The sequence below is a fragment of the Plesiocystis pacifica SIR-1 genome (assembly GCF_000170895.1).
In the GTDB taxonomy this organism is placed as follows: Bacteria; Myxococcota_A; Polyangia; order Nannocystales; family Nannocystaceae; genus Plesiocystis; species Plesiocystis pacifica.
This window is the reverse complement of sequence record NZ_ABCS01000012.1, coordinates 52,814-75,507: the sequence shown is the minus strand read 5'-3', so window position 1 is coordinate 75,507 and position 22,694 is coordinate 52,814. Positions and strand designations below refer to the sequence as shown.

General features: G+C 72.7%; 17 protein-coding genes. 16 read left to right on the top strand and 1 reads right to left on the bottom strand.

Features of this window, described 5'->3' with window-relative positions; all coding sequences use genetic code 11:
* Nucleotides 1-21 precede the first annotated feature (21 nt).
* Nucleotides 22-1,935 (bottom strand): glutamine--fructose-6-phosphate transaminase (isomerizing), encoded by a 1,914-nt coding sequence (glmS, locus tag PPSIR1_RS08390; protein WP_045115631.1) that lies wholly within the window; start codon nucleotides 1,933-1,935, stop codon nucleotides 22-24.
* A 622-nt stretch (nucleotides 1,936-2,557) separates the two neighbouring features.
* Between glmS and PPSIR1_RS08385 the strand changes: the two genes are divergently transcribed.
* The 16 genes from PPSIR1_RS08385 to PPSIR1_RS08310 all read left to right on the top strand — a co-directional run bounded on the left by PPSIR1_RS08385 (nucleotide 2,558) and on the right by PPSIR1_RS08310 (nucleotide 22,645).
* Nucleotides 2,558-4,009 carry an aldehyde dehydrogenase family protein gene (locus PPSIR1_RS08385; RefSeq protein WP_006970591.1) on the top strand — a complete coding sequence of 484 codons (1,452 nt, stop codon included), beginning with the start codon at nucleotides 2,558-2,560 and terminating at the stop codon, nucleotides 4,007-4,009.
* Complete coding sequence (locus PPSIR1_RS08380; protein WP_006970590.1) at nucleotides 4,006-5,193, top strand: LuxE/PaaK family acyltransferase; 1,188 nt, start codon at nucleotides 4,006-4,008, stop codon at nucleotides 5,191-5,193. The genes PPSIR1_RS08385 and PPSIR1_RS08380 overlap by 4 nt, the downstream gene beginning before the upstream one ends.
* Nucleotides 5,194-5,221: 28 nt before the next feature.
* Nucleotides 5,222-6,130, top strand: a complete 909-nt coding sequence (locus tag PPSIR1_RS08375; protein ID WP_006970589.1) for an alpha/beta hydrolase family protein — start codon at nucleotides 5,222-5,224, stop codon at nucleotides 6,128-6,130.
* Nucleotides 6,131-6,293: 163 nt separating this feature from the next.
* On the top strand, nucleotides 6,294-7,355 hold the full coding sequence (locus PPSIR1_RS08370) for an LLM class flavin-dependent oxidoreductase (RefSeq protein ID WP_006970588.1): 1,062 nt from the start codon (nucleotides 6,294-6,296) through the stop codon (nucleotides 7,353-7,355).
* Nucleotides 7,356-7,453: 98 nt separating this feature from the next.
* Nucleotides 7,454-8,428, top strand: a complete 975-nt coding sequence (locus tag PPSIR1_RS08365; protein WP_006970587.1) for an NAD-dependent epimerase/dehydratase family protein — start codon at nucleotides 7,454-7,456, stop codon at nucleotides 8,426-8,428.
* Nucleotides 8,428-9,681 carry a DegT/DnrJ/EryC1/StrS family aminotransferase gene (locus PPSIR1_RS08360; RefSeq protein ID WP_006970586.1) on the top strand — a complete coding sequence of 418 codons (1,254 nt, stop codon included), beginning with the start codon at nucleotides 8,428-8,430 and terminating at the stop codon, nucleotides 9,679-9,681. The genes PPSIR1_RS08365 and PPSIR1_RS08360 overlap by 1 nt, the downstream gene beginning before the upstream one ends.
* Nucleotide 9,682: 1 nt before the next feature.
* Nucleotides 9,683-10,642, top strand: coding sequence for a TIM barrel protein (locus PPSIR1_RS08355; protein WP_006970585.1), 960 nt, complete (start codon nucleotides 9,683-9,685; stop codon nucleotides 10,640-10,642).
* Nucleotides 10,585-11,940, top strand: coding sequence for a M20 family metallopeptidase (locus tag PPSIR1_RS08350; RefSeq protein WP_006970584.1), 1,356 nt, complete (start codon nucleotides 10,585-10,587; stop codon nucleotides 11,938-11,940). Before PPSIR1_RS08355 ends, PPSIR1_RS08350 begins: the two co-directional genes overlap by 58 nt.
* Before the next feature lie 44 nt (nucleotides 11,941-11,984).
* Nucleotides 11,985-13,238 carry a DegT/DnrJ/EryC1/StrS family aminotransferase gene (locus PPSIR1_RS08345; RefSeq protein ID WP_006970583.1) on the top strand — a complete coding sequence of 418 codons (1,254 nt, stop codon included), beginning with the start codon at nucleotides 11,985-11,987 and terminating at the stop codon, nucleotides 13,236-13,238.
* Nucleotides 13,235-14,128: a GNAT family N-acetyltransferase gene (locus PPSIR1_RS08340; RefSeq protein WP_006970582.1), complete on the top strand. Its 894-nt coding sequence runs from the start codon at nucleotides 13,235-13,237 to the stop codon at nucleotides 14,126-14,128. Before PPSIR1_RS08345 ends, PPSIR1_RS08340 begins: the two co-directional genes overlap by 4 nt.
* Nucleotides 14,125-15,150 (top strand): homoserine kinase, encoded by a 1,026-nt coding sequence (locus PPSIR1_RS08335; protein WP_006970581.1) that lies wholly within the window; start codon nucleotides 14,125-14,127, stop codon nucleotides 15,148-15,150. Before PPSIR1_RS08340 ends, PPSIR1_RS08335 begins: the two co-directional genes overlap by 4 nt.
* On the top strand, nucleotides 15,147-15,980 hold the full coding sequence (locus PPSIR1_RS42190) for an inositol monophosphatase family protein (RefSeq protein ID WP_006970580.1): 834 nt from the start codon (nucleotides 15,147-15,149) through the stop codon (nucleotides 15,978-15,980). Before PPSIR1_RS08335 ends, PPSIR1_RS42190 begins: the two co-directional genes overlap by 4 nt.
* 108 nt (nucleotides 15,981-16,088) lie before the next feature.
* Complete coding sequence (locus PPSIR1_RS08325; RefSeq protein ID WP_006970579.1) at nucleotides 16,089-16,808, top strand: hypothetical protein; 720 nt, start codon at nucleotides 16,089-16,091, stop codon at nucleotides 16,806-16,808.
* A gap of 36 nt (nucleotides 16,809-16,844) precedes the next feature.
* Nucleotides 16,845-18,197, top strand: coding sequence for a nucleotide sugar dehydrogenase (locus tag PPSIR1_RS08320; protein WP_006970578.1), 1,353 nt, complete (start codon nucleotides 16,845-16,847; stop codon nucleotides 18,195-18,197).
* Nucleotides 18,198-18,356: 159 nt separating this feature from the next.
* Complete coding sequence (locus PPSIR1_RS08315; RefSeq protein WP_157595326.1) at nucleotides 18,357-19,535, top strand: efflux RND transporter periplasmic adaptor subunit; 1,179 nt, start codon at nucleotides 18,357-18,359, stop codon at nucleotides 19,533-19,535.
* Nucleotides 19,532-22,645 carry an efflux RND transporter permease subunit gene (locus tag PPSIR1_RS08310; protein ID WP_006970576.1) on the top strand — a complete coding sequence of 1,038 codons (3,114 nt, stop codon included), beginning with the start codon at nucleotides 19,532-19,534 and terminating at the stop codon, nucleotides 22,643-22,645. Before PPSIR1_RS08315 ends, PPSIR1_RS08310 begins: the two co-directional genes overlap by 4 nt.
* Nucleotides 22,646-22,694: the final 49 nt, after the last annotated feature.

Below are 22,694 nucleotides of genomic sequence, written 5' to 3'. Positions count from 1 at the left end.
AGCCCCCGCCTTTGGGACTGGCTATTCGACCGTGACCGACTTGGCCAGGTTGCGCGGCTGATCGACGTCGCGGCCCTCGAGCCGCGCGAGGTGATAGGCGAGGAGCTGCAGGGGCACGGAGGCGAGGATCGGTTGGAGGTAGGGGTCGACCTGCGGCACGAGGATCACGTCGTCCGCCAGGTCCCCGATGCGCCGGTCCCCCGCCGAGGCCAGGGCGATGATCTTGCCACCCCGGGCGCGCACCTCTTCGAGGCTGGCCAGGGTCTTGTGGTAGCCGGGGCCCTCGAGGGCGAGCACGACCACCGGCACGCGCTCGTCGACGAGGGCGATGGGCCCGTGCTTGATCTCCCCGCAGGCGTAGCCCTCGGCGTGCACGTAGCTGATCTCCTTGAGCTTGAGCGCGCCCTCGAGGGCCACGGGGAAGGCCAGGCCGCGGCCCAGGTAGAGCCAGTCGCGAGCGCTGCGCCAGCGCCGGGCGATGATCTCGATGGCCGCCGCCTGCCCGAGCACGGCGTCGAGGGCCACCGGGAGCTCGCGCAGCCCGTCGAGCAGACCAGCCGCGCGCTCCAGGGTCAGCGCGCCCGTGCGCCGGCCAAGGTGCACGGCGAGCAGGGTCAGCATGGCCAGCTGGGTGGTGAAGGCCTTGGTCGAGGCCACGGAGATCTCGGGGCCGGCGTGGGTGTAGAGCACCCGGTCGGCCTCGCGGGCGATGGACGAGTCGACGACGTTGCAGATCGCCAGCCCCGTCGCGCCCAGGCGCCGCGCCTCCATCAAGGCCGCGCGGGTGTCCGCCGTCTCCCCGGACTGCGAGATCGCCACGGCCAGGTCGCCGGGGCGCACGATCGGCTGGCGGTAGCGAAACTCGCTGGCCAGGTCGACCTCCACGGGCACCCGGGCGAGCTGCTCGAACAGGTACTTGCCCGCCAGCGCCGCGTGCCAGGACGTCCCGCAGGCGAGCATGGTGACCTTGGCGCGCGCCGCCAGGGCGGGGACGTCGAGCTCGGCGAGCTCCGGGAAGCTCGGCTCGCCCCGGCCCAGGTCGTCCTCGCCAGCCCGCGGGAGCCGGCCGCTGGTCGTCGCTCGGATCGCCTGGGGCTGCTCGAAGATCTCCTTGGCCATGAAGTGGGAGAAGCCCTGCTTCTCGACGGCGACCGGGCTCCACTCGACCCGCCGGCGCGGCCGCTCGACGATCTGACCTGCCAGGTCGTGGATCGCCAGCCCCGCGTCGGCGTCGAGGTGGACCACGTCGCCGTCCTCGAGGTCGAGGACCGTGCGCGTGTGCTCGAGGATCGCCGCGACGTCCGAGGCCAGGAACAGCTCGGCCGCCTCTCCACCTTCACCAACGCCAACGATCAACGGCGAGGCCGAGCGCGCGCCGACGATGGTCCCAGGGTGATCGTCGTGGATGAGGGCGAGGGCGTAGGCGCCCCGGAGCTCGGCGAGGCTGGCCTGAACCGCGGCGACGAGGCGCGCACCCTCCCCGCCCGCTTGGGCGAGGGCCGCGGCGCGCAGCCGGCCGTAGTGGCTGTCGACGAGGTGGGCGATGACCTCCGTGTCCGTGTCGCTGGTCAGCCGCCGCCCCTCCTCTTCCTCTAGCCGCGCCCGCAGCTCGGCGTGGTTCTCGATGATCCCGTTGTGGACCACGCACACCGAGCCGCCGCGGTGCGGATGGGCGTTGCGCTCGCAGGGGCGCCCGTGCGTCGCCCAGCGCGTGTGCCCGATGCCCGCGCGGCCCGTGGGCTCCTCGACGCCGAGCTTGTCGGCCAGGGCCGCGATCTTGCCGGCGGCGCGGACCCGCTGGATCCCCCCCGGGCGTCGCTCGTCGAGCACCGCGATCCCGGCCGAGTCGTAGCCGCGGTACTCGAGGCGGCGCAGCCCAGCCACCAAGATCGGCGCGGCCTCCCGCGCTCCCATATAGGCAATGATTCCGCACATGTTCGAAGCTTGATGTAGCTTCATTTAATGTCGAGGTGTTCCGATCGGACATTTTGGCAATTCGCGGGCGCTCACAAATACATCGGCTCAATCTCGAGATCGGGTGAATCCCCCATCCAAGACCGGCCAGCTGTCCGTTGATTGTTGATTGTGTAATCCGTGCCGCCGCGGGCCTGCGCGCCCGCCCCGAGGGAGGCGATCGCCCAACCGCGGCTGCCCCAGGCCCTCCGCGCGGGCGGTGGCCTAGCCATCAGACCGGCTGAAACGCGCTCTAGCACCCCTACATCCGGCTTGGTCCCGAGAACGCGGAGTCTACGCGACCTCCGCGCAAGCACGCGAATTCGCCCGACAGCTGCCGCGCCCCCTCGCCGCCGAGCAGGGAACCCGCGTGTCAAACACGGATCGGACCTTCGAAGTACCCCCATTAAATTACCAAACACGTGATGGGCCAAAGCACTGCGTGCCCCGTCATCACCACAAAAAACGGACGATTTAATCGCGCGAATCAACTTGCCGCGCAAAGCGACGCCCGTAAGATGTCCACCGCCTCGTCGAGACCGCGAGCCCCATGAATGCGTGGTCTCGATCGAACGCAGACATCGCTACAGTCACACTGCAAAGCATGGCTACCAAGACCAAGACCCTGCCCAGCGTGGTCTGCGGGACAGTCGTCCGTTCCGCGCCCGCGGGCCATCACACCAGCACCACGGTGACCGGCCACGAGCTGCGCGTGCCCCTGCTCGCCATGAGCGACGTGGACACGATCCTCGCCGACGGCCCCCGGGACCGCCTCGCCGAGCTCCCCACCCAGGAGATCGTCAACTTCCTCTACGCCGCCGGGCAAAACTGGAAGTCCAGCGAGTACGTGCGCCGGCGCCTCTACATCCGCGAGCTGATCAACCAGCTGGGCTACTCCCCGGAGATGGCCAAGCTCGAGGCCAACTGGATCGCGATGATCCTCTCGGGCTACGCGGGCCTCTACGACATCATCGCGTCCGAGCTCGGCCACCGCTTCATCCTCGACGAGTGGATCCCCCGGGAGGAGGCCCAGGTCCGCGCCTACCCCAAGGGCCGCTCGCTGCACATCATGCCGGGCAACGTGCCCTTTTCGGCGGTGGTCTCGGTGGTCCGGGCGCTCGTGACCAAAAACCAGGTCATCGCCAAGAGCTCGTCCGAGGACCCCTTCACGCCCGTGGCCCTGGCCCAGAGCTTCGCGGACGTGGACGCCGACCACCCGGTGACCCGGGCGCTGTCGGTGGTCTACTGGCCCGCCGGAGCGCCCGGCGAGGCCGGCGAGCGCATCGTTGCGGCCAGCGACGTGATCTGTGCCTGGGGCGGGCAGTCGGCCGTCGACTGGGCCCGCAAAGCCGCCCGCCCCGACGCCGAGGTCGTGCGCTTTGGGCCCAAGCGCAGCCTGGCCTTCGTCGACGCGGGCGAGCGCCCCGAAGACGCCGCCCGCGGCCTGGCCCACGACGTGTGCTTCCGCGACCAGCGGGCTTGTTTTTCGTCGCAGCAGGCCTTCGTGCGGCCCTCCCCCGCGCAGCTGGTCCCCGCCTTGAGCGAGGCCCTCGACAACTACACCGAGATCCTCCCGCCGAGCGCCCAGGGCTTCGACGACCGGGGCGCGCGGGCGCTGACCCTGGCCGAGGCCCGCTTCCTGGGCTTTTCGTGCTGGGAGGCCAAGGACGGCAGCTGGGCGATCATCCACTGCCCGCCGAGCTTCGCCGCCCAGCACCCCCTGAGCCGCACGGTCTACCTGCACGACTGGCCCGCGGACCTCGACCCCGGCGCGCAGGTCACCGGCGACACCCAGACCGTGGCGCTGTTTCCCTGGGCCAAGCTCCGGCCGATCCGCGACGCGGTCTGCCGCGCCGGCGTGTCCCGGGTGGTCGAGTCGGGGATGAGCAACGTGTTCCGCCCCGGGGGCGCCCACGACGGGATGTTCCCCCTCCAGCGCATGGTTCGCTTCGCCTCGACGGAGCTGCCCTCGGCCTACGTCACCAAGGTCATGACCGTGAAGATCGAGCAGACCAAGTTCCTCGAGCAGGACCGCTTCGTGGAGTTCATCCCATGAGCCGCGCGACCTCCATTCCCCAGCCCGCTGGCGCGGACCAGCCCCCCAACGAGGCCGAGGCCCAGAGCCCGAGCGTGCGCATCATCGACGCGCGCACGGCCATCGACGAGCTGATCTTCGCCGAGGACCCCTGGTACGCGCTGCCCCTCGAGCGCCAGCGCGAGCTCTCGGACGCGCTGATCCGCCAGGCCCTGCGCGAGCACCTCGAGCGCTGCCCCAGCTACCGCGACTACTACGCGCGCAGCGGCGCCGCCGAGCCCGGGGCCGTCGCCCTCGCCGACATCCCCCTCGTATCCACCCGCGTGTTCAAGTTCGCCGATCTGCGCAGCGTCGAGGCCCACGAGGTCGAGCGCTGGTACCGGAGCTCGGGGACCTCGGGCCAACCCAGCCGCGTGCCCCGGGACCGCGCCAGCCTCGAGCGCATGGTCGGCTCGGTCCACGGCAGCGTGGGCCTGCTCGCCGACTGGGACGAGGACGAGGTCGCGGTCATCAACCTCGGGCCCGGGCGCGAGCACGTCGAGGACGTGTGGTTCCAGTACGTGATGAGCCTGATCGAGGCCCTGTACCGGTCCGAGTCGCGGGTGCCTCGCGACGAAGCCGCCCTCGACGAGATCATCGGCCTCGCCCAGAGCCTGCTCGACGACTACGAGCACCTCATCGTCGTCGGCCCGCCCTTCCACGTCCTCGACCTGTGCGAGCACATGCAGCGCCGCGGGGTGGAGCTGCAAGCCGGCGAGGGGGCGACGATCCTGACCGCCGGCGGGTGGAAGCGCTTCGGCGGCCGGGCCATCCCCAAGCAGGAGTTCCGGGCCGTGGTCGCGCGCCAGTTCGGCCTGCGCGGCGAGGGCCAGGTCCGCGACGTGTTCAACCAAGTCGAGCTCAACACCGTATTGTTCGAGTGCGAGGCCCACGAAAAGCACGTGCCGCCGTGGGTCCACGTCGCCGCCCGCGACCCCGAGACCCTCCAGCCCGTGCCCGAGGGCGAGGAGGGCATGCTCAGCTACCTCGACGCCTCGTGCTCGGCCTACCCCTGCTTCATCGTCACCGAGGACGTGGGCGTGGTCCGTCGGGGCCGCTGCGCCTGCGGCCGCGAGGGCACCCGCGTCGACGTCCTGCGACGCCTCGAATCCCGCGCGGCCAAGGGCTGCGCCCTCAAGATGGGACAAATTCATGCCAACGGATGAGAAAGCAAAGTCGAAGCTCCCCTCCGCCGTGAGCACCGAAGAGTCGGTGCTGCGCCTCGAGGACGGCCGCCAGATCGTGATCTGGCACTCCCGCCCGCAGTCGGAGGAGCCCGTGCGCGGCACGGTCCTGCTCGCACCGGGCTTTTGCGCCCGGATGTACAGCCTCGCGGCCATGGCCGCCTACCTGTGCGCCAACGGCTTCGCCGTGTACCGCTACGACCCCCTCGACCACCGGGGCCCGAGCAGCGGCGAGCTGGCCGACTTCACCATGACCACGGGGCGCTACAGCATGGACCAGGTCCTCGACTGGCTGGCCCGCGAGCGCGGCGTCGAGTCCCTCGGGGTCATCGCCACCAGCTTGTCCGCGCGCATCGCCTACCGCGTGGCCAGCGAGCGCGACAACGTCGCCTACCTGGTCACCGCCGTCGGCGTGACCCACCTGCGCGCGACCCTCGAGCGGGTGTTCGGCGTCGACCACATGGCCTCGCCGCCCGAGCAGCTGCCCGAGACGGTGGTGTTCGAGGAGCGCCACCACATCCGCACCCTGGGCTTCGCCACCGACGCCCACGAGCTGGGCTGGAACCCGGCCGAGACCACCCGCGCCGAGCTCGACCGCGCGAGCGTGCCGATCGTCGCGTTCATCGCCCGCGACGACGACTGGGTGCTCGAGTCCGAGGTCGAAGAGGCCCTCGATCTCGCCAACCACCCCGAGCGGCGCATGTGCAAGCTCGAGGGCTCGGGCCACAACCTGGCCAAGAACCCGCGCATCGCCCAGGCCATGCTGCGCGAGCTGACCGGCGCGGTCATGGCCCTGGAGACCGGCGGCGAGTGGCTGCGCGCCGGCCTGCCCCCGAGCTTCCCCGCCATCGAGCGCGAGCCCACCTTCGAGATGTTGACCGCCCAGGTCATCGCCGAGCGCCGACGCTCGGTCCGCTGACCGCCCCACCCACACCCACGACGAGACCCAATCTGCATAGTTAGCCACGAACACGCGCAGCCCCTCGCCCGCGCTCGGCCGCCCTCGGTCGACGCCTGGCACCGCCATGGCTGCGCCCTGGAGACGAATCACGATGACGCAATCCGAAGACATCAAATGGGGAATGTTCTTGAACACCGCCCGCCCGCCGCAGTTCACCGAGCGGCGCGTGCTGGAGAACGCCAAGCTCTACGGCCAGGTCGCCGAGGAGATGGGCTTTGAGAGCGCCTGGATGCTCGAGCACCACTTCACCGACTACGGCCTGTGCGGCTCGCCCATGGTCATGGCCTCCTACATCCTCGGCGCGACCCGGCGGATCAAGGTCGGCACGGCCATCAGCATCTTGCCCCTCGAGCACCCCGTGCGCATGGCCGAGCAGGCCGCGCTGCTCGACCAGCTCAGCGACGGGCGCTTCATCCTCGGCATCGGCCGCGGCTTCTTCGACAAGGACTTCACCGTGTTCGGCGTCGACATCCACGACACCCGCGCGATGACCCACAACTACTACGACATCATGCAAGAGGCGTGGACCAAGGGCGTGGTCGGCAGCGACGGCCCCTTCCTCAACTTCCCGCCGGTGCCGGTCAACCCCCGGCCCTACTCGGCCAAGATGCCCATGGTCTGCGCCGCGATGTCGCCCTCGACCATCGAGTGGGCCGCCAAGAACGGCCTGCCGATGATCATGCAGCACGACATCGAGCACAACGAGAAGGCCAGCAACGTCGAGCTCTACCGGGCCCTGTCCGAGGAGCACGGCCACAACCCCGACGAGATCGAGCACACCATCGCGATGATCGTCGCCGTCGATCCCGACCGCGAGCGCGTGCGCGAGGAGTGCCGCCAGTACCTGCACTGGTTCGAGGACGCCGTCGAGAAGGCCCAGAACATCATCGACATCGTCCGCGAGCACGGCGTCGAGTGCTACGACTGGCACCTTCGCAAGTGGCGCGAGGCGGTCATCAAGGGCGACACCGCGATCAGCAAGGTCGTCGACAACCTGCTGCGCCTCAACGCCATCGGCACCCCCGAGGACGCCATCGAGACCATCCAGCACGTCATCGACGTGACCGGGGTCAAGCGCGTGGTCATCGGCTTCGAGGCCATCGGCGACCGCGACCGCGTGCTCGAGTCGATGAAGCTGTTCGACGAGCAGGTCCGCCCGCACATCCGCGGCGCCAAGATCTGAGCCCGCTCCCCTCTCCACTCCCACCTCTGGCGAGGCCCCGGACCCGCGCCGCGCTCCGGGGCCCGCCCCCAGCCTTTTTCCAAGCGAGACCCATCGCCATGAAGATCCTGATCACCGGCGGAGCCGGCTTTGTCGGCCAGGCCCTGCGCCGCGCCCTCGGCAACGAGCACACCCTGACGATCCTCGACACCGCGCCCGCGCCCGCCGATCTCGGCCCGAGCACGCGCTGGATCGAGGCCAGCATCCTCGACGAGGCCGCCCTGCGCGAGGCCTTCGCCGGGCAGCAGGCGGTGTTCCACCTCGCCGCCGCCCTGGGCGTGCGCGCCTGCCAAGAGCGCGAGGACATCGTCGAGCAGGTCAACGTCGGCGGCATGGAGGCGGTGATCGCCGCGGCCATCGCCACCCCCAGTGTCGAGCACCTGCTGTTCACCTCGTCCTCCGAGATCTACGGCGACGGCGAGCCGGGTCGAATCTTCCGCGAGCAGGACGAGCCCGCCCCGCGCTCGGCCTACGGGCGCAGCAAGGTCGCCGGCGAAAAATTGATGGCCGCGGCCGCGGCCAGCCCCGAGGGCGCGCGCCTGAGCTACACCGCCTTTCGCCTGTTCAACGCCTACGGCCCCGGCCAGCGCGCGGACTTCGTGGTGCCCGCGTTTTGTCGGGCGGCGCTCCAGGGCGAGGCGCCCGTGGTCCACGGCGACGGCCTGCAGACCCGGACCTTCACCTTCATCGAGGACATCGCCGCGGCCATGGTCGCCGCCCTCGAGCGCCGCGCCCCCGCGCGGGCGGCCGGGAGCTTCGAGGTCTTCAACCTCGTGTCCGAGGAGACCCTGACCATCGCCAGCTTGGCCCAGCTCGTGTGCCTGAGCGCCGGGGAGCAGCCCCAGGTCATCCACCGCGACCACGAGGATCCGTCCGTGGGTCGCTCGAAGCGCTTCGAGGTCTCGCGCCGCGTCGCCGACAACGGCAAGGCCCGCGAGGCCCTCGGCTTCCGACCGGCGACTCCCCTGAGCGAGGGCGTGCGCCGGACCCTCGACGACATCCGCACCCGCGCCGCTTCGGGGGCTCGAGCCTGATGGCCGAGACCATCCCCTACGTGCGGCCCCGCTGGGGGCCCGAGGAGGGCGCGGCCTTGCTCGAGGTGCTGAGCTCGGGGCAGTGGACCAACGGGCCCTACCTCGCGCGCTTCGAGGCGCAGCTCGCCGAGCTGCTCGGCGCGTCTCCCGATGGCGAGGACGGCGAGGGCGGCGAGGTCGTGGCCATGGCCAACGGCACCCTCGCCCTCTACGCCATGCTCGCCGAGCTCCGCGGCCTCGGCCGCGACGAGGCCTTCGGCGCCGCGCCCCGCCGCCGCGCCCTCTACCTCAGCTCGGCCCTCAACTTCGCGGCCGGGCCCGCCTGCGCCCTGCGGACCGGCTACGAGATCGGCCTCGTCGACGTCGACCCCGAGACCCTCAACATGTCGCCGGCGGCCCTGTCCGCCCTGCTCGAGCGGGTCCGCGGCGACTACGAGCTGATCGTCGTCAACCCCGTGCTGTTCGCCGGCTCCGACGCGGGCCTCGACGCCATCGCCGAGCTCGCCCAGGCCCACGACGCGGTGCTGTTCGAGGACGGCTGCCACGGCCTGGGCCTGTTCCGCCAGGCCGGCGAGGGCCTGCGCCACTGGCAGCCCGCGGCCAGCTCCATGGGCGCGGTGTTCAGCTTCCACCCGACCAAGAACGTCGCCAGCGGCGAGGGCGGGGCCGTGTTCACCCGCTCCCCCGAGCTCGCCGCGCGCCTTCGGATGCTCCGCAACCACAACATGGATCGCAGCGGCGGCGCGCCCGAGCTGGCGACGACCCGAGGCGCGCGCAACCCCTGGTTTTACGAGGTCGCGACCCCGGGCCTGAACCTGCGCCTGTCCGAGTTCCACGCGGCCATCGCCCACGTGCAGCTCGGCCGGCTAGCGGCCAACCGCGAGCGTCGCCTGGCGATCGCCGATCGCTACCACCACGCCTTCGCCAGCGATCCCCGGCTGCGCTGCCGCACGCCCGCGCGCCTGGGCGACTCGGCCTACCACCTGTTCCCGGTCACCCTCGAGGACACCGCCGTCGATCGCTTCACCCTGTTCGAGCGCCTGTCCGCCGAAGGGGTCCGCCCGCAGGTCCACTACGTGCCCCTGCACCAGCAGCCCGCGTTCGCCGACCAGCCGCTCGTCGCCAGCGCGCGCTTCCCCGGCCTCGACGCCATCGGCCCGCGCCTGCTCAGCCTGCCGATGTTCCCCGAGCTCGACGAGGCCGCCCAGCGCCGGGTCCTCGCCGCCCTCGACGGCGCCCTCGGAGGCCGCTGAGATGCGCTACTGCCTGCCCTTTCTGGCCACGGACCTGAGCCAGTTCGACCCCGACTGGGCCGAGCAGGACCTGGCCGTGGAGGCCGTGGTGTTCGACGCCGAGGACCTGCTCGAGGCCGAGCGCTGGGCCCTCGTCCGGCGCAACCTCGCCGAGGTCGCCGTGCGCATGCCGCCCGGGCGCATGCTGTTCCACTTCCCCGTCAACCGGGCCAACTACGTCGAGGACGAGGCCGTGCGCCGGCGGCTGTGGCAGTGCTTCGAGCTGGCCGCTCAGTTCGGCGTCGCCGGGGTCGTGCTGCACTCCAACCAGATCCGCCCCGTCGAGGACTGGACCCCGGACCTGGCCGTGCGGACCCGCGATCGCTTCGCCGAGTTCTGCGTGCACCTGCGCGACCGCCTGCGCGACGCGCCCTTTTGGGTCGGCCTCGAGAACATGCCGATCATGGGCAACTACGGCCGGGAGCTCGACCCGACCCTGGTCTTCCCCAGCGACTTCGAGGGGTTGTGCGGCGGCCAGCTGCGCGTCACCTGGGACCTTTGCCACTACAGCTACACCATGTACGTGGTCGAGCAGCTGCGCGCCGGCGTGCTCGACGAGCGAGAGCGCCGCGCCTACCCCTCGCTGCGCGAGCACGGGCTGTTCGACTTCCTCGACCTGGCCCCCGACATCGTCCACTGGCACTTCTCTGCGTTCCGCGGCCTCGCCCGGACCCAGCCGGGCCCCGACGGCCGGCGCGAGCGCTGCCACGAGGGCCAGACGCCCTGGGCCGCGAGCGTGCCCGAGTCGACCTACGCCCAGCTGCTGGCCGCCATGCGCGGCCTCCCCCACGTCCAGCAGGTCACCTTCGAGGTCGCCGAGGACGACTACCGCAACCGCGTCAACACCCGCGCCGTGATGCGCTGGTGCGACGCGCAACCGTCCGCCCCCAGCCCCGCACCCGCGAGCCCTTCCCGATCATGAACACGCCCATCGCCACCCCGACCACTGCTGGCTCGCCGCTGGACACCGCGGCCATCGTCGAGACCGCCTCGGCGCTCATCGCCATGCACCCCGTCTACGACAGCGCCGGCCAGCGCCACGCCATGGACTACCTCGAGCAGCGCATGCGCGCCCTCGGGGCCAGCATCCGCCGCTGCCGGATCTACGACGAGGAGATCGAAAAGCACCCCTGCTACGTGCACGTCGAGAACTTCGGCGGGCCCTTCGCGGGCTACCGCGAGACCGTGCGCGAGAACCTGGTGTGCGAGCTCGACTTCGGCGAGCCCGGACCCACGGTGCTGCTCAACGGCCACGTCGACGTCGAGTTCGTGACCGCGCCGGAGCAGTGGTCCAAGCCCGAGGGCTGGCGCAAGCCGAGGGTCGAGGACGGGCTCCTCTACGGCCGCGGGAGCAGCGACATGCTCGGCGCCGTGGCCTGCTTCGTCGCCGTCGCCGAGGCCCTGAGCCGGGCCAAGGCCGAGGGCGCGCGCCTGGGCGGGCGCTTGCTGCTGCACTTCGTCGTCGACGAGGAGATCGGCGGCAACGGGACCCTGGCCACGCTCTCGACCCTCGACGGCAAGGTCGACGCCGCGCTCATCGGCGAGCCCACGGACGGAGCCGTGTGCACGCGGACCCGCTCCTTCGAGCAGTTCAAGGTCGTGTGCGGCGGCCGGCCCCGGCACATGTGCCTGAGCGACGGCTCGGCCAACGCCCTGAGCCAGGCCGTGCGCGTGTTCACCATCCTCGAGGAGCTCGACCAGTGGTGCCGCGATCAGCTCGGCGGCGACCCGGTGCGCTCGCTGTGCGCGGGCGTCCTGCGCGGGGGCTCCGACGCGGCCGTGCCCGCGGCCTCGGCCGAGCTCCTGGTCACCGCCGCGCTGCCGCCCTCGCTGACCTTCGACGCCGTGATCGCCGAGCTCGAGGCCCGGCTGCGCGCGGCCTTCCCCGACGCCGAGCCGCCCCAGGTCGCCCCCTACGGCCTGCGCTTCCCGGCCAGCCAAGAGGGCCACGAGGGCCTCGCCGCGGGGCTGCGCGTCGAGCTCGAGGGCATCGCCAAGGTCGACGCGGCGCGCCGCGAGGCCCGGGACTTCCCGAGCGCCTGCGATGCGCGGATCTTCGAGTCCTTCTCGATCCCCACGGTCATCTACGGCCCCGGCAGCCTCGCCCGCGCCCACGGCCCCGACGAGTACGTCAGCCTCGACGAGCTCAGCGTCTACACCAAGGTGGTCCACCAGACCCTGCGCGCCGCCTTCTCCGGGGACACCGAGCTGTCCCGCTGAGCCGAGCCGTCCAGGCCACCTTCGAAGCAGCTGAGTCGACGCTCGTGGACACGCGCTACAACCCCTACCCGCGCGAGCTGGCCGTGCCCCTGTGCCGGCCGCCCGCCCTCGCCATCGACCAGGCCCTCGCCTTCGGTGACGGCTCGGAGCACGGCAGCGCCCGCGGCACGCTCCGGGCCCTCCGCGACGAGCTGGGCCGCCAGCTCGGCCGCGAACCCGAGCGCGTCGTGCCGACCACGAGCGGGCGCGCGGCCCTGAGCCTCGCCCTCCACGCGCTGTCTCTGGCCAAGCTCGACGCGAGCGCTGGCGCGCTCCAGGGCCGGCGCCGCGACGAGGTCATCGTGCCCAGCTTCGGCTGCCCGCAGGTCATCGAGGCCGTGCTCGACGTGGGCCTGACCCCGGTGCTGTGCGACACGGCGCCGGACCGAGCCGTGCCCGATCTGGCGGCCATCGAGGCCGTCGCCAGCGAGCGCAGCCTCGCGCTCGTGGCCGCGTCGGTGCTCGGCGAGCGCGTCGATCTCGAGGCCGTCGAGGCGTGGGCCGAGGCCGCGGGCGTGGCCGTCATCGACGACGCCGCCCAGGCCTTCGCGGGCGCGCCGAAGTCCGGGCGCTGCCCCGGCGCGGGCGGTCAGCTCGGCGTGCTCAGCTTTGGCCGCCACAAGCCCGTGTGCGTGGGCGAAGGCGGCGCCCTGGTCGTCAACGCCCCCGCCCTCGCGCCCTTCGTGCAGGCGGCGCGGGAGCAGCTCGACATCCGCTGGCGCCGGGCCGCCTTCGCCCGCGCCCGCGCCGACGAGCCGGCGACGCCCCGGCCGTGGTTCACGGACGTCGCCGACGCCCTCGCCCATCCCCTGCCGCCGCCCTACGCCGCCGACATGGACGGAGCGACGGCCGTGCGGGTGTTCGCTCGCCTCGCCGAGACCGACGAGCCCGAGCTCGCCGCCCGCGTCGCCGAGCGCCTCGCCGCGCGCACGCCCGCCAGGCTCCGTCTGCGACCCCACGATCCTGCGCTGCCGCGGCTCTACTTCGCCGTCGAGGTCCCGCCCTCCGAGCGCCACGTCCTCGCGGGCTCCCTGGCGGCGGCAGGCGTCGAGACCAGCTGGCTCTACCTCCCGCTGCACCACAGCCCGCGCTACGCCGGCTACACCCGAGCCCCGCTCATCCACGCCGAGGCGCTGTGGCCCAAGCTGCTGCTCCTGCCCTGCCGCGGCTGGCTGAGCCCCGCGCAGGTCGAGCGCGTCGCCGAGGCCCTCGCCAGCCTCGCTCAGCTCGAGCCCGCGAGCGCGGAGGTGCAGCCGTGAGCGTCGACGCGCGCTGGTCCCCCTACGCCAGCGAGGCCTGGGGCCGCCACGTCGCCGCGGTGTTCGGCGGCCGCTTCGAGCGTCACGTCGTGACCCTCGGTACGGGTGGCAAGAAAGCCCGCGAGCTCCACGTGCCGATCCTCCGGGGCGGACGCCTGGCCGCCGAGGGCTTCGTGTGCGGGCACATCGGCTACGGCGGGGTCTACGACCGCGCGGGCCAGCCGGCGCCCTTGCGCCACCAGCTCGACGCCCTCGCCCAGCTCGGCGAGACCCTCGGCGAGCCCTGCCTGCGCCTGGTCACGCCGCCCCTGCGCCCCGAGCAGCTCAGCGCCCCGCGCTGGGACGCGCACCGCTCCCAGACCGCGGTCAAAGTCCTCGGCGGCGAGCTCCGGGCGAGCTATGACGGAGCCGTGCGGACCGCCCTGCGCAAGATCCTTCGTCGACCCGGGCTGCGCGTCGGGCTGCTGACGGCGCGCGAGCGCGGCGACGCCGTCGAGCTGATCCACGCCACCCAGGCGCGGGTCGAGTCCCCCTACCTCAGCCCGCCCGCGCTGATCGAGGGGATGATCCCCGAGGCCCCCAGCCCAAACTTTTTGGCCGTCGGCGCGTGGCTGCGCGACGAGCTGATCAGCGTGGGTTGCTTCGTGCTCAGCCCCAACAACCGCGAGGCTGCCTACTATCTCAACGGCTGGAGCGCGCGCGCCCGCGAGCTCGGCCCCAACTACGCCATGCTCGACGCCGCCTTCCAGCTCCTGAGCCTCCGCGGTGTCGAGCGCGTCGACCTCGGCTTCTCCCATCAGCGCGCCCTCGCCGATCACAAGCGGCGCTGGGGCGCCGAGCTTCACACCTTCCTCCGCTTGCCCAACCCGGCCCAGCACACCCGATCATGAACCGACTCCACGCCTTCATCGACCTCGACCGCGGCGCCGTCGCGGACCTGACCGCCGACTACAGCCTCGGCGAGCTGCGCTCCGTCGAGCCCCTGGTCACGGGGATCATCAACACCAACTACGTCCTGCGCACCGACGCCGGCGACTTCCTCCTGCGCCTGTACCCGCCCGAGCGCAGCGCCGACGCCCTGCGCTTCGAGTTCTCGACCCTCGCGCGCCTGGCCGAGGCCAACTTCCCCTGCCCGCGGGTGATCGCCAACCGCGAGGGCAAGACCGTCGCCTGGTCCGAGGCCCACGCCCGCCACTACGCCGTGCTCGAGTTCATCCCCGGCACCACCTTGCCCCGGGAGGCCATCGACGCTGGCGTCGTCGACCAGATCGGCAGCTTGTTCGCGGACATGCAGCGCACCCTCAGCGGCTTCGTGCCCGAGGGCGACAAGCCCCGCGCCGACCTCGAGTTCGTGCGCGAGCTCGGCCAGGCCACCTTGGACCGCATCGCCGCGTTGCCCGGGGAGGGTCCGGCCACGGCCGAGCGCCTGCGCCAGGTGTGGGCCCGCAGCCACGCCCGCTTCGACCAGCCCAAGGGCAGCGTGCCGGCCCTCGAGCGCGGGGTCGTGCACGCCGACCTCTACTTCGACAACGTCATCGTCGAGGGCGATCAGATCCGCGGGGTCATCGACTTCGACGACAGCTACTTCGGCCTGTTCCTCATCGACCTGGCCGTGACCTTGATGGAGTTCACCTTCGTCGAGGCCGACGCCCTCGACTTCGAGCTGGGCGAGCGCCTGCTCCGGCGCTACTACGCCCGCCGGCCCGAGGCCAAGGGCGAGGCCCACCTGCTCCACGACGGGATGATCTGCGCCTGCTACAAGTACCTCGGCTACACCGCCGATCTGCCCGAGTACGCGGGCGAGGCCCTGCTGGGCAACGAGTACATCGCGCGCATCGACTACCTGGCGCGGCCCGAGATCCGGGCGAAGGTCGAGGCGATGATCGCCGCGGCCGTGGAGGTCCCCGCGTGACCACCCCGCGCGCCCAGCCCCTGGACGCAGCGCCGCAGCTGCATCGCCGCGCCCTGGCCCTGGCCCTGCGCGCGGCCGATCTCGCCCGCGAGCTCGTGCGCGCGGCCGAGGGCTCGGGCTCGGACTCCCTCGGGGCCCGCATGAAGCTGGACGGCTCGGTGGTCACGGCCGTCGACCTCGAGGTCGAGGCCAGGATCCGCGCGCTGATCTGCGCCCACTTCCCCGACCACGCCATCCTCGGCGAGGAGCTCTCCGACCACGAAGGCGGAGCTTCACCGGAGCCCGCGGCCGACTACGAGTGGGTCATCGATCCCATCGACGGCACCGCCGGCTTCGTCCACGGCGTGCCCCTGGCGGCCACGCTGATCTGCCTGCGCGAGCGCGGCGTGCCCGTGGTCGCCGTCGCCGACTTCCCGAGCATCGGCCGGCGCCTGCACGCCGTGCGCGGCTGCGGGACCCACGAAGACGGCCGCCCCGTGCGAGTCAGCCCGAGCTTCGACCCCGAGCAGGACATCGTCTGTCACGGCGACCCCTACACCTTCGCGCTGTCCGGGCACAGCGAGTGGATCGAGCGGGCCCAGGGTCGGCTCAAGTTCTTCCGCTCGTACACGGACGCCTTTGGGCACTATTTAGTCGCCCGCGGCAGCGCGGCGCTGGTCCTCGACGCCGCCATGGAGCGCTGGGACCTCGCGACCACGCGCCTGCTCGTCGAGGAGGCGGGCGGCGTCGTGGCCCGCTTCCCCGACCGCAACGATCCCCGGCGCAGCACGGTGATCTCGGGCTGCGAGGCTGGCGTGCAGTGGATGCGCGACCTCCTCGGAGCCGCTTAGTTCTTCCTCGCTAGCTAGCCAACAACTTCAACCGGTCTCGCCCCACCTTGGGAGGGCGCGGCCCCCCACCCTCCCGCGCGCTCGGGGGGCTCCCACCGCTACGTCCAAATGTTCGAAGCCCAGCTCTTTCACGTCCCCACCGCCACCTTGTTCGAGACCCTCGAGGCCACCGCCGCGCGCCTGGCCCAAGAGCCCGAGACCCGCGTCGAGGCCTTCCGCGAACGCGCCGGCCTCGACCTCGCCCATGTCCGCGAGCGCCTCGTCGCCCTGACCGATCGCCTGCGCGCGAGCGTCGAGGCCGAGGCCGAGGTCCTCGACGGCTGCGTCGAGGTCGACGCCCAGGTCACCCCCGAGGTCGAGCCCGCCCGCGCCTGGCTGGCCCAGGCCAACGACGCCGCCGAGCGCTACGTCGCCGCGCACGGCACCGACGACCTCGCCCTCGCCGGCCGCCTGCGCCTGGGCAAGCAAGACCCCGCCGACCTCGACCAGCTGCGCCGCGAGCTGCTCATCCTCGTGCCCGAGAGCTCCTCGCTCCGCGACCGCCTCCGCGACCACGGCCTGTCCGACGACTTCGTCGGCCAGGGCTGGGCGGCCTACGAGGCCCTCGGCGGCAAGCGGCCGGCGCAGGTCGAGACCCTCATCGCCCTCGAGGACGCGAACCTGCGCCGGCGTCGGTCCGAGGCCCTGACCACCGCCGCCCTGTGCACGCTCTCGGCCGCCGAGGCCCTGGTCTGCGCCGACGCGGTCCGAGCCCCGCGCAAGTACGACTTCGAGGGCCTGCGCCGCGCCCGGCAGCGGGCCCGCGCCGCCCTCCAGCCCGCGGCCTGAACCCTCCTTCGCCCTCACTTGGAGACAACACGAACCATGCAAAGCATCGCCAACACCGAACACGACGCGTGGTGGTCCGCCGGCGAGGCCCCGCGCAAGCCCAAGGTCGCGATCATCGGCCTGGGCTACGTCGGCCTGCCCCTGGCCCTGTCCTTCGTCGAGGGCGGCGCCGAGGTCGTCGGCCTCGACGTCGACACCCGCAAGGTCGACGCCCTGCTCGAGGGCCGCAGCTACCTCGGCACCCTCGACGACGATCCCGTGCGCGCGGCCATGGCCACCGGCCGCCTGCGCCCGACGAGCTCGGCCGCCGCGGTCGCGGGCGCCGACGCCTTCATCCTGTGCGTGCCCACGCCGCTGACCCGCCAGCGCGAGCCCGACATGCGCTTCATCCACGCGGCGATCCGCTCGATCAGCCGCTACGTCGAAGCCGGCGCCCTGGTCTGCCTCGAGTCCACGACCTACCCCGGGACCACCCGCGAGGTCGTCGCCGAGCTCATCGCCAAGCGCACGGGCCTGCGCCCCGGCGCGGACTTTTGCGTGGCCTTCAGCCCCGAGCGCGAGGACCCGGGCAACGCCCACTTCGGCACCCGGACCATCCCCAAGCTCGTCGGCGGGATGACGGCCCGCTGCACCCGGCGCGCGCTCAGCCTCTACCGCGTCGGCATCGACAACGTCGTGCCGGTGTCGAGCCCCGAGATCGCCGAGATGGCCAAGATCTTCGAGAACGTGTTCCGCATGGTCAACATCGGCCTGGTCAACGAGCTCAAGGTCGCCTGCCAGCGCTTCAGCGAGGGCGGCGTGGACATCGACGTGCACGAGGTCATCGACGCCGCCGCGACCAAGCCCTTCGGCTACATGCGCTTCTTCCCCGGGCCGGGCCTGGGCGGGCACTGCATCCCCATCGACCCCTACTACCTCTCGTGGCGCGCCCGAGAGTTCGACGCCAAGACGCGGCTGCTCGAGATCGCCGGGGAGATCAACGCCGAGATGCCGCGCTACGTGGTCGAGCGCCTGGTCAGCGGGCTCTCGCGCCAGCAAAAAGCCCTCCACGGCAGCCGCCTGCTCGTGGTCGGGGTCGCCTACAAGGACGACATCGACGACGTGCGCGAGAGCCCGGCGCTCAAGATCATCCGGCTGCTGCGCGAGGGCGGGGCCGAGGTCCGCTACCACGACCCGCACGTCGAGTCTCTGAGCGTCGAGGGTGAGGCCGTGCCGGCCCTCGCCGAGCTCGACGCGGACGCCCTCGCCGGCTTCGACGCCGTGCTCTTGACCGCCCACCACCGCCGCGTCGACTACGGCCCCGTGCTCGAGCACGCGCCGCTGATCGTCGACACGCGCAACGTGGTTGGCCGAGACACCGTCGATCCCGAGCGCCTGGTCAAGGCCTGATCCAGCCCCAGCCCCAACCCAAAGCCAAGCCCCGACTCGACCCATCCGCGATGCCGGTCGGGTCGGGTCGGGTCGGGTCGGGTCGGGCCCGGCGGCCGGGCTGAACCGTGCTCCATGCCCTTGCAAGCCCGCGCGCCTGTTCCCTATCGTCCGCCCGCCATGCCCGAAAGCGCGCATCCGATGCACCGTCGATCCCGGTCCACGCTCGTCGCCCTGCTCGCCGTCGCGCTCGCCTGCGCCTGCTCCACGACCGACGACCAGGCGCCGACGCCCGAGCCCGAGCGCGACGACGCTCCCCTCGGCGTCGCGCGGGTCCGCGTCGCGCCAGTCGAGCGCTGCCGCGTCGACGCCAGCGCACGCATCCACGGGCAGATCGAAGATCGCAGCGAGCTGTCCCTGGCCTTCGCGCTCCCGGGTCGGGTGCGCAGCCTCGAGGTCGAGGTCGGCGCGACGGTCGAGGCGGGGCAGCTGCTCGCGCGCCTCGACGATCAAGATCTGCGCGCCCGGGCGGCCGCGGCGAGCTCGGGGCGCGAGCTCGCCGAGGAGGGCCGGGAGCAGGCCGCCCGCGAGCTCGAGCGCAGCGAGCTGTTGGCCAGCCGGCGCAGCCTCGGCGCGGCCACGGCCGAGCGCACGGCATCGAGCCTGCGCCAGGCCGAGGCCCAGGTCGAGCTCGCCCGCTCCGAGGCCCGCGCGGCCCGGTCCATGCTCCGCCACGGCCGCCTCGAGGCCCCCGTCGCGGGCGTCGTCGCCGAGCTCCACACCCGCCGCGGCGAGGTCGTGGGCGCGGGCCAGCCGATCCTGCGCATCGAGCCCAGCGAGCCGCGTCGGACCGTCCGCGCCCGCGTCCCCGAGCACCTGCTCGGCCGCTTCGAGGTCGGGGCCCGGGTGCACGGGCGAAGCCTCGGCACGGACCGCCCCTTCGTCGCCGTGGTCCGCCGCGTGGGCGCGGTGCGGCGCGGGCCGGGCTACGTGCAAGAGCTCGTCGCCGACCTCGAGCCGAGCCCCGAGGGCGTGGGCGCCTTCCCCCTCGGCGTGAGCGTGGAGCTCGAGGTCCCGCCGGCCAAGGGCGACGACGGCCCCGACAGCCCCGACAGCCCCAACGAGGGCCTGTGCGTGCCCCTGGGCGCGATCAGCTACGCCGCCCCGGGGCGCACCGGCGCCTTCGTGCTCGGCTCCGAGGGCACCGTCCACTTCCGCGAGCTCGAGCTCGGAGCCTCCGACGGGCGCCACGTCATCGCCCGCGCCGGCCTCGAGCCCGGAGAGCGCGTGGTCGCCCAGGGCCTCGACAGCCTGCGCGAGGGCTCGCGCGTCGCCGTCGTCGAAGGGCCCGCGTCATGAGCGACGCCAACACCAACACCAACTCCAGCCCCCGCCGCCGTCGCAGCGCCCGGCTGCCCCTGCTGACCAGCCTGCTCATGGTCCTGCTCGGGCTGCTGATGTGGACGACCATGCCGCGCCAGGAGGACCCGAGCCTGCCCGACCGCTGGGCGGCCCAGGTCGCCATCTACCCCGGGGCCACGCCGGAGGAGGTCGAGTCGGCCCTGGCCGTGCCCATCGAGCAGGCCCTGCAGAGCGTCGATCACATCCGCGACGTCGAGAGCACCTCCCGGGCCGACGTGCTCGTGCTGACCGTCGAGCTCGACGACGGGGTCTACGACGTCGAGCAGCACTGGCAGCGGGTCCGCGACGCCATCGCCACCGTGCCCTTGCCCCCGGGCGCGAGCCTCGAGCCCCTCGACACCCGCCTGACCCGGCAAGAGTCCATGCTGCTCGCCGTCACACGCGACGCCGCCGAGCCCGATCTCGTGGTCTTGTCCGATGCCGCGCGGGCCCTCCGGCGCCGGGTCCTGCGGCGCGCCCGGGTCCGCGAGGTCACCGTCGCCGGGGCCGTCGACCCCGAGCTGAGCGTGATCGTCGACGAGGCGAAGGCCTGGGCCGCCGGCCTCGACACCCTCGACGTCGCCCAGGCCATCGCCGCGCGCACGGGCGCCCAGGGCCTGGGCAGCGTGCACGCCGGAGACTTCCGCGTGGGCGTGCGCGGGCTCGAGCGGGCCGAGGACGCCGAGGCCATCGCCGCCCTCGAGCTCGTCGGCGACGACGGCTCCCTGGTGCGCCTCGGCGCCCTCGCGCAGATCGAGCGCCGCGCCCCGCCCCGGCCCCTCGAGCGCGTGCGCGTCGACGGCCGGCCCGCCGTGCTGCTGGGCGTGGTCGCCGAGCCCGGCGTGGACCTGGTCCGCTTTGGCGACGAGCTGCGGGGCGAGCTCGACGCCCTCGAGGCCCAGCTGCAGGCCGAGCTCGGCGACCCCAGCGTGTCCCTGACCCTCGTCGTCGACCAGCCCCGCTACGTCGCCGCCCGGCTCCTCGATCTCCAGCGCTCGCTGCTGCTCAGCACCTTGATCGTCGCCCTGGTCCTGCTGGTCACCATGGGCCCGCGCATGGCCGTGGTGTGCGCGGCCATGGTCCCCCTCGCCATCCTCTCGGCGGTCGCGGTGTTCGGCATCGGCGGCGGCGTGCTCCACCAGATCTCCCTGGCCGGCGGCGTGATCGCCATCGGCATGGTCGTCGACAACGCGATCGTCGTCGTCGAGGAGATCCAGCGGCGCCTCGACGAGGGCGAGGCGCCCCCCGAGGCCGCCCGCGCCTCGGCCCGCGCCCTGCTCGAGCCCCTCGGCGCGTCGACGGCCACGACCGTCGCCGCCTTCTTGCCCATGCTGCTCAACTCCGGCGCGGCCGCGGACTTCACCCGGGCCATCCCCGTGATGGTGATCCTCGCCCTGCTGACCAGCTTCGCGTTTTCGCTGTTCGTGCTCCCGCCGGTCGCCAGCTTGGTCCTGCGGCCTCGCCGTCGACCCGAGAACGACCAGAGTGAGAGTGAGGGCGAGAGCGAGCGCGAGGGCAAGCCCGCCCGCTCCCTCGGCGTGCGCGTCGTCGATCGCCTCTTGCGTCGCCCCGCCCTGGCCCTGCTCCCCGGCCTGGCGATGATCGTCATGGCCGCGACCGCGCTGCCCTCCCTGCGCGTGCGCTTTTTCCCGCCGACCAAGCGCCACCAGGCCGTGGTCGAGCTGCAGCTGCGCGAGGGCACCCACGTCGACGCCGTGGCGGCCGTGAGCGGGACCGTCGAGGGCGAGCTTCAGGACCTGGACGCCGTCGAGCAGCTCACCGCGACCGTGGGCCGGGGCTTGCCGCACTTTTATTACAACCTGCCCGAGACCAAGGCCCAGTCCAACTTCGCCCAGATGCTGGTCCAGCTGCGCGCGCCCGAGGAGGTCGAGGCCGTCGAGGCGCGCGTCGAGGCCCTGCGCGCCCAGCTGCCGCCCGGGACCAAGCTGCGCGTGGCGAGGCTCAAGCAGGGGCCGCCCGTGGTCGCGCCCGTGGAGCTGCTGCTCTACTCGCCGCGCCTCGACGAGCTCCGGACATCGGCCCGCGCCGTGGCCGAAGCCCTCGCCGAGGTCGAGGGGCTGACCGCCGTCCGCGACTCCATCGACGCCGGCGCGCCGAGCCTGCGCTTCGATCTGGACCGCGCCCGCAGCCAGCCCTGGGGCGTGGACGAGGCGGCCCTGCGCGCGAGCTTGCTGCCCCACACGGCGGGGCTGCCCGCAGGCACGGTCCTCCACGGGCAGCGCCACGAGCCCGTGGTCGTGCGCGCCGCCCCCCGCCACGATGACCGCCGCGAGCTCGCACCTTCGGCCATGGACCTCCCCGGCGACCTGGCCGTCGCCGGGAGCCGCGGGCGGCTGCGCGTCGCCGAGGTCAGCGATCGCGCCCTCGAGTGGGCCCCCGCCGCGATCACCCGCAAGACCAGCAAGCGCTTCGCCCGGGTCACCGCCGAGCTCGAGCCCGGCGTGGAGCTCGACGCCGTGCGCGGGGCCATCGAGGCCCGGGTCGCCGCCCTCGCGCTCGACGACGCGGGCGTGGCCGTGGCCTTCGCCGGCGAGGCCGAGAGCGCCGAGGAAGCCAACGACTCCCTGCTCCGCGCCCTCCCCGTGGGCCTGGTGATCCTCGTGCTCGTGCTCGTGTGGGAGTTCGACTCGCTGCGCTGCGTGGGCCTGGTCCTGGTCACCGTGCCCCTCGCCGCGGTCGGCGTGATCCCAGCCCTGGCCGTCGGCGGCCAACCCTTCGGCTTCATGTCGGCGCTCGGCGTGGTCGCGCTCATCGGCGTCGTGGTCAACAACGCGATCGTGCTCCTCGACCTGACCCAGCAGCTGCGCGCCGAGGGCTGGTCGACCCGCGAGGCCGTGCGCACCGCGACCTTGCGCCGGGTCCGGCCGATCTTGCTGACCACCGCGACCACCGTGGTCGGGCTGGTCCCCCTGCTGGTCTCGAACACCAGCTTGTGGCCGCCCCTGGCGCTGACGATCATCAGCGGCCTGCTCGCGTCGACGGTGCTCACCCTGGTGACCCTGCCGGCCCTCGCCATGCTCGTCCTCCCCCTGGGCGCGCGTCGCTGAACGCTCCTCGAACACCGACTGGTCGCTCTCGCGGCCGGGTTGCGATTTT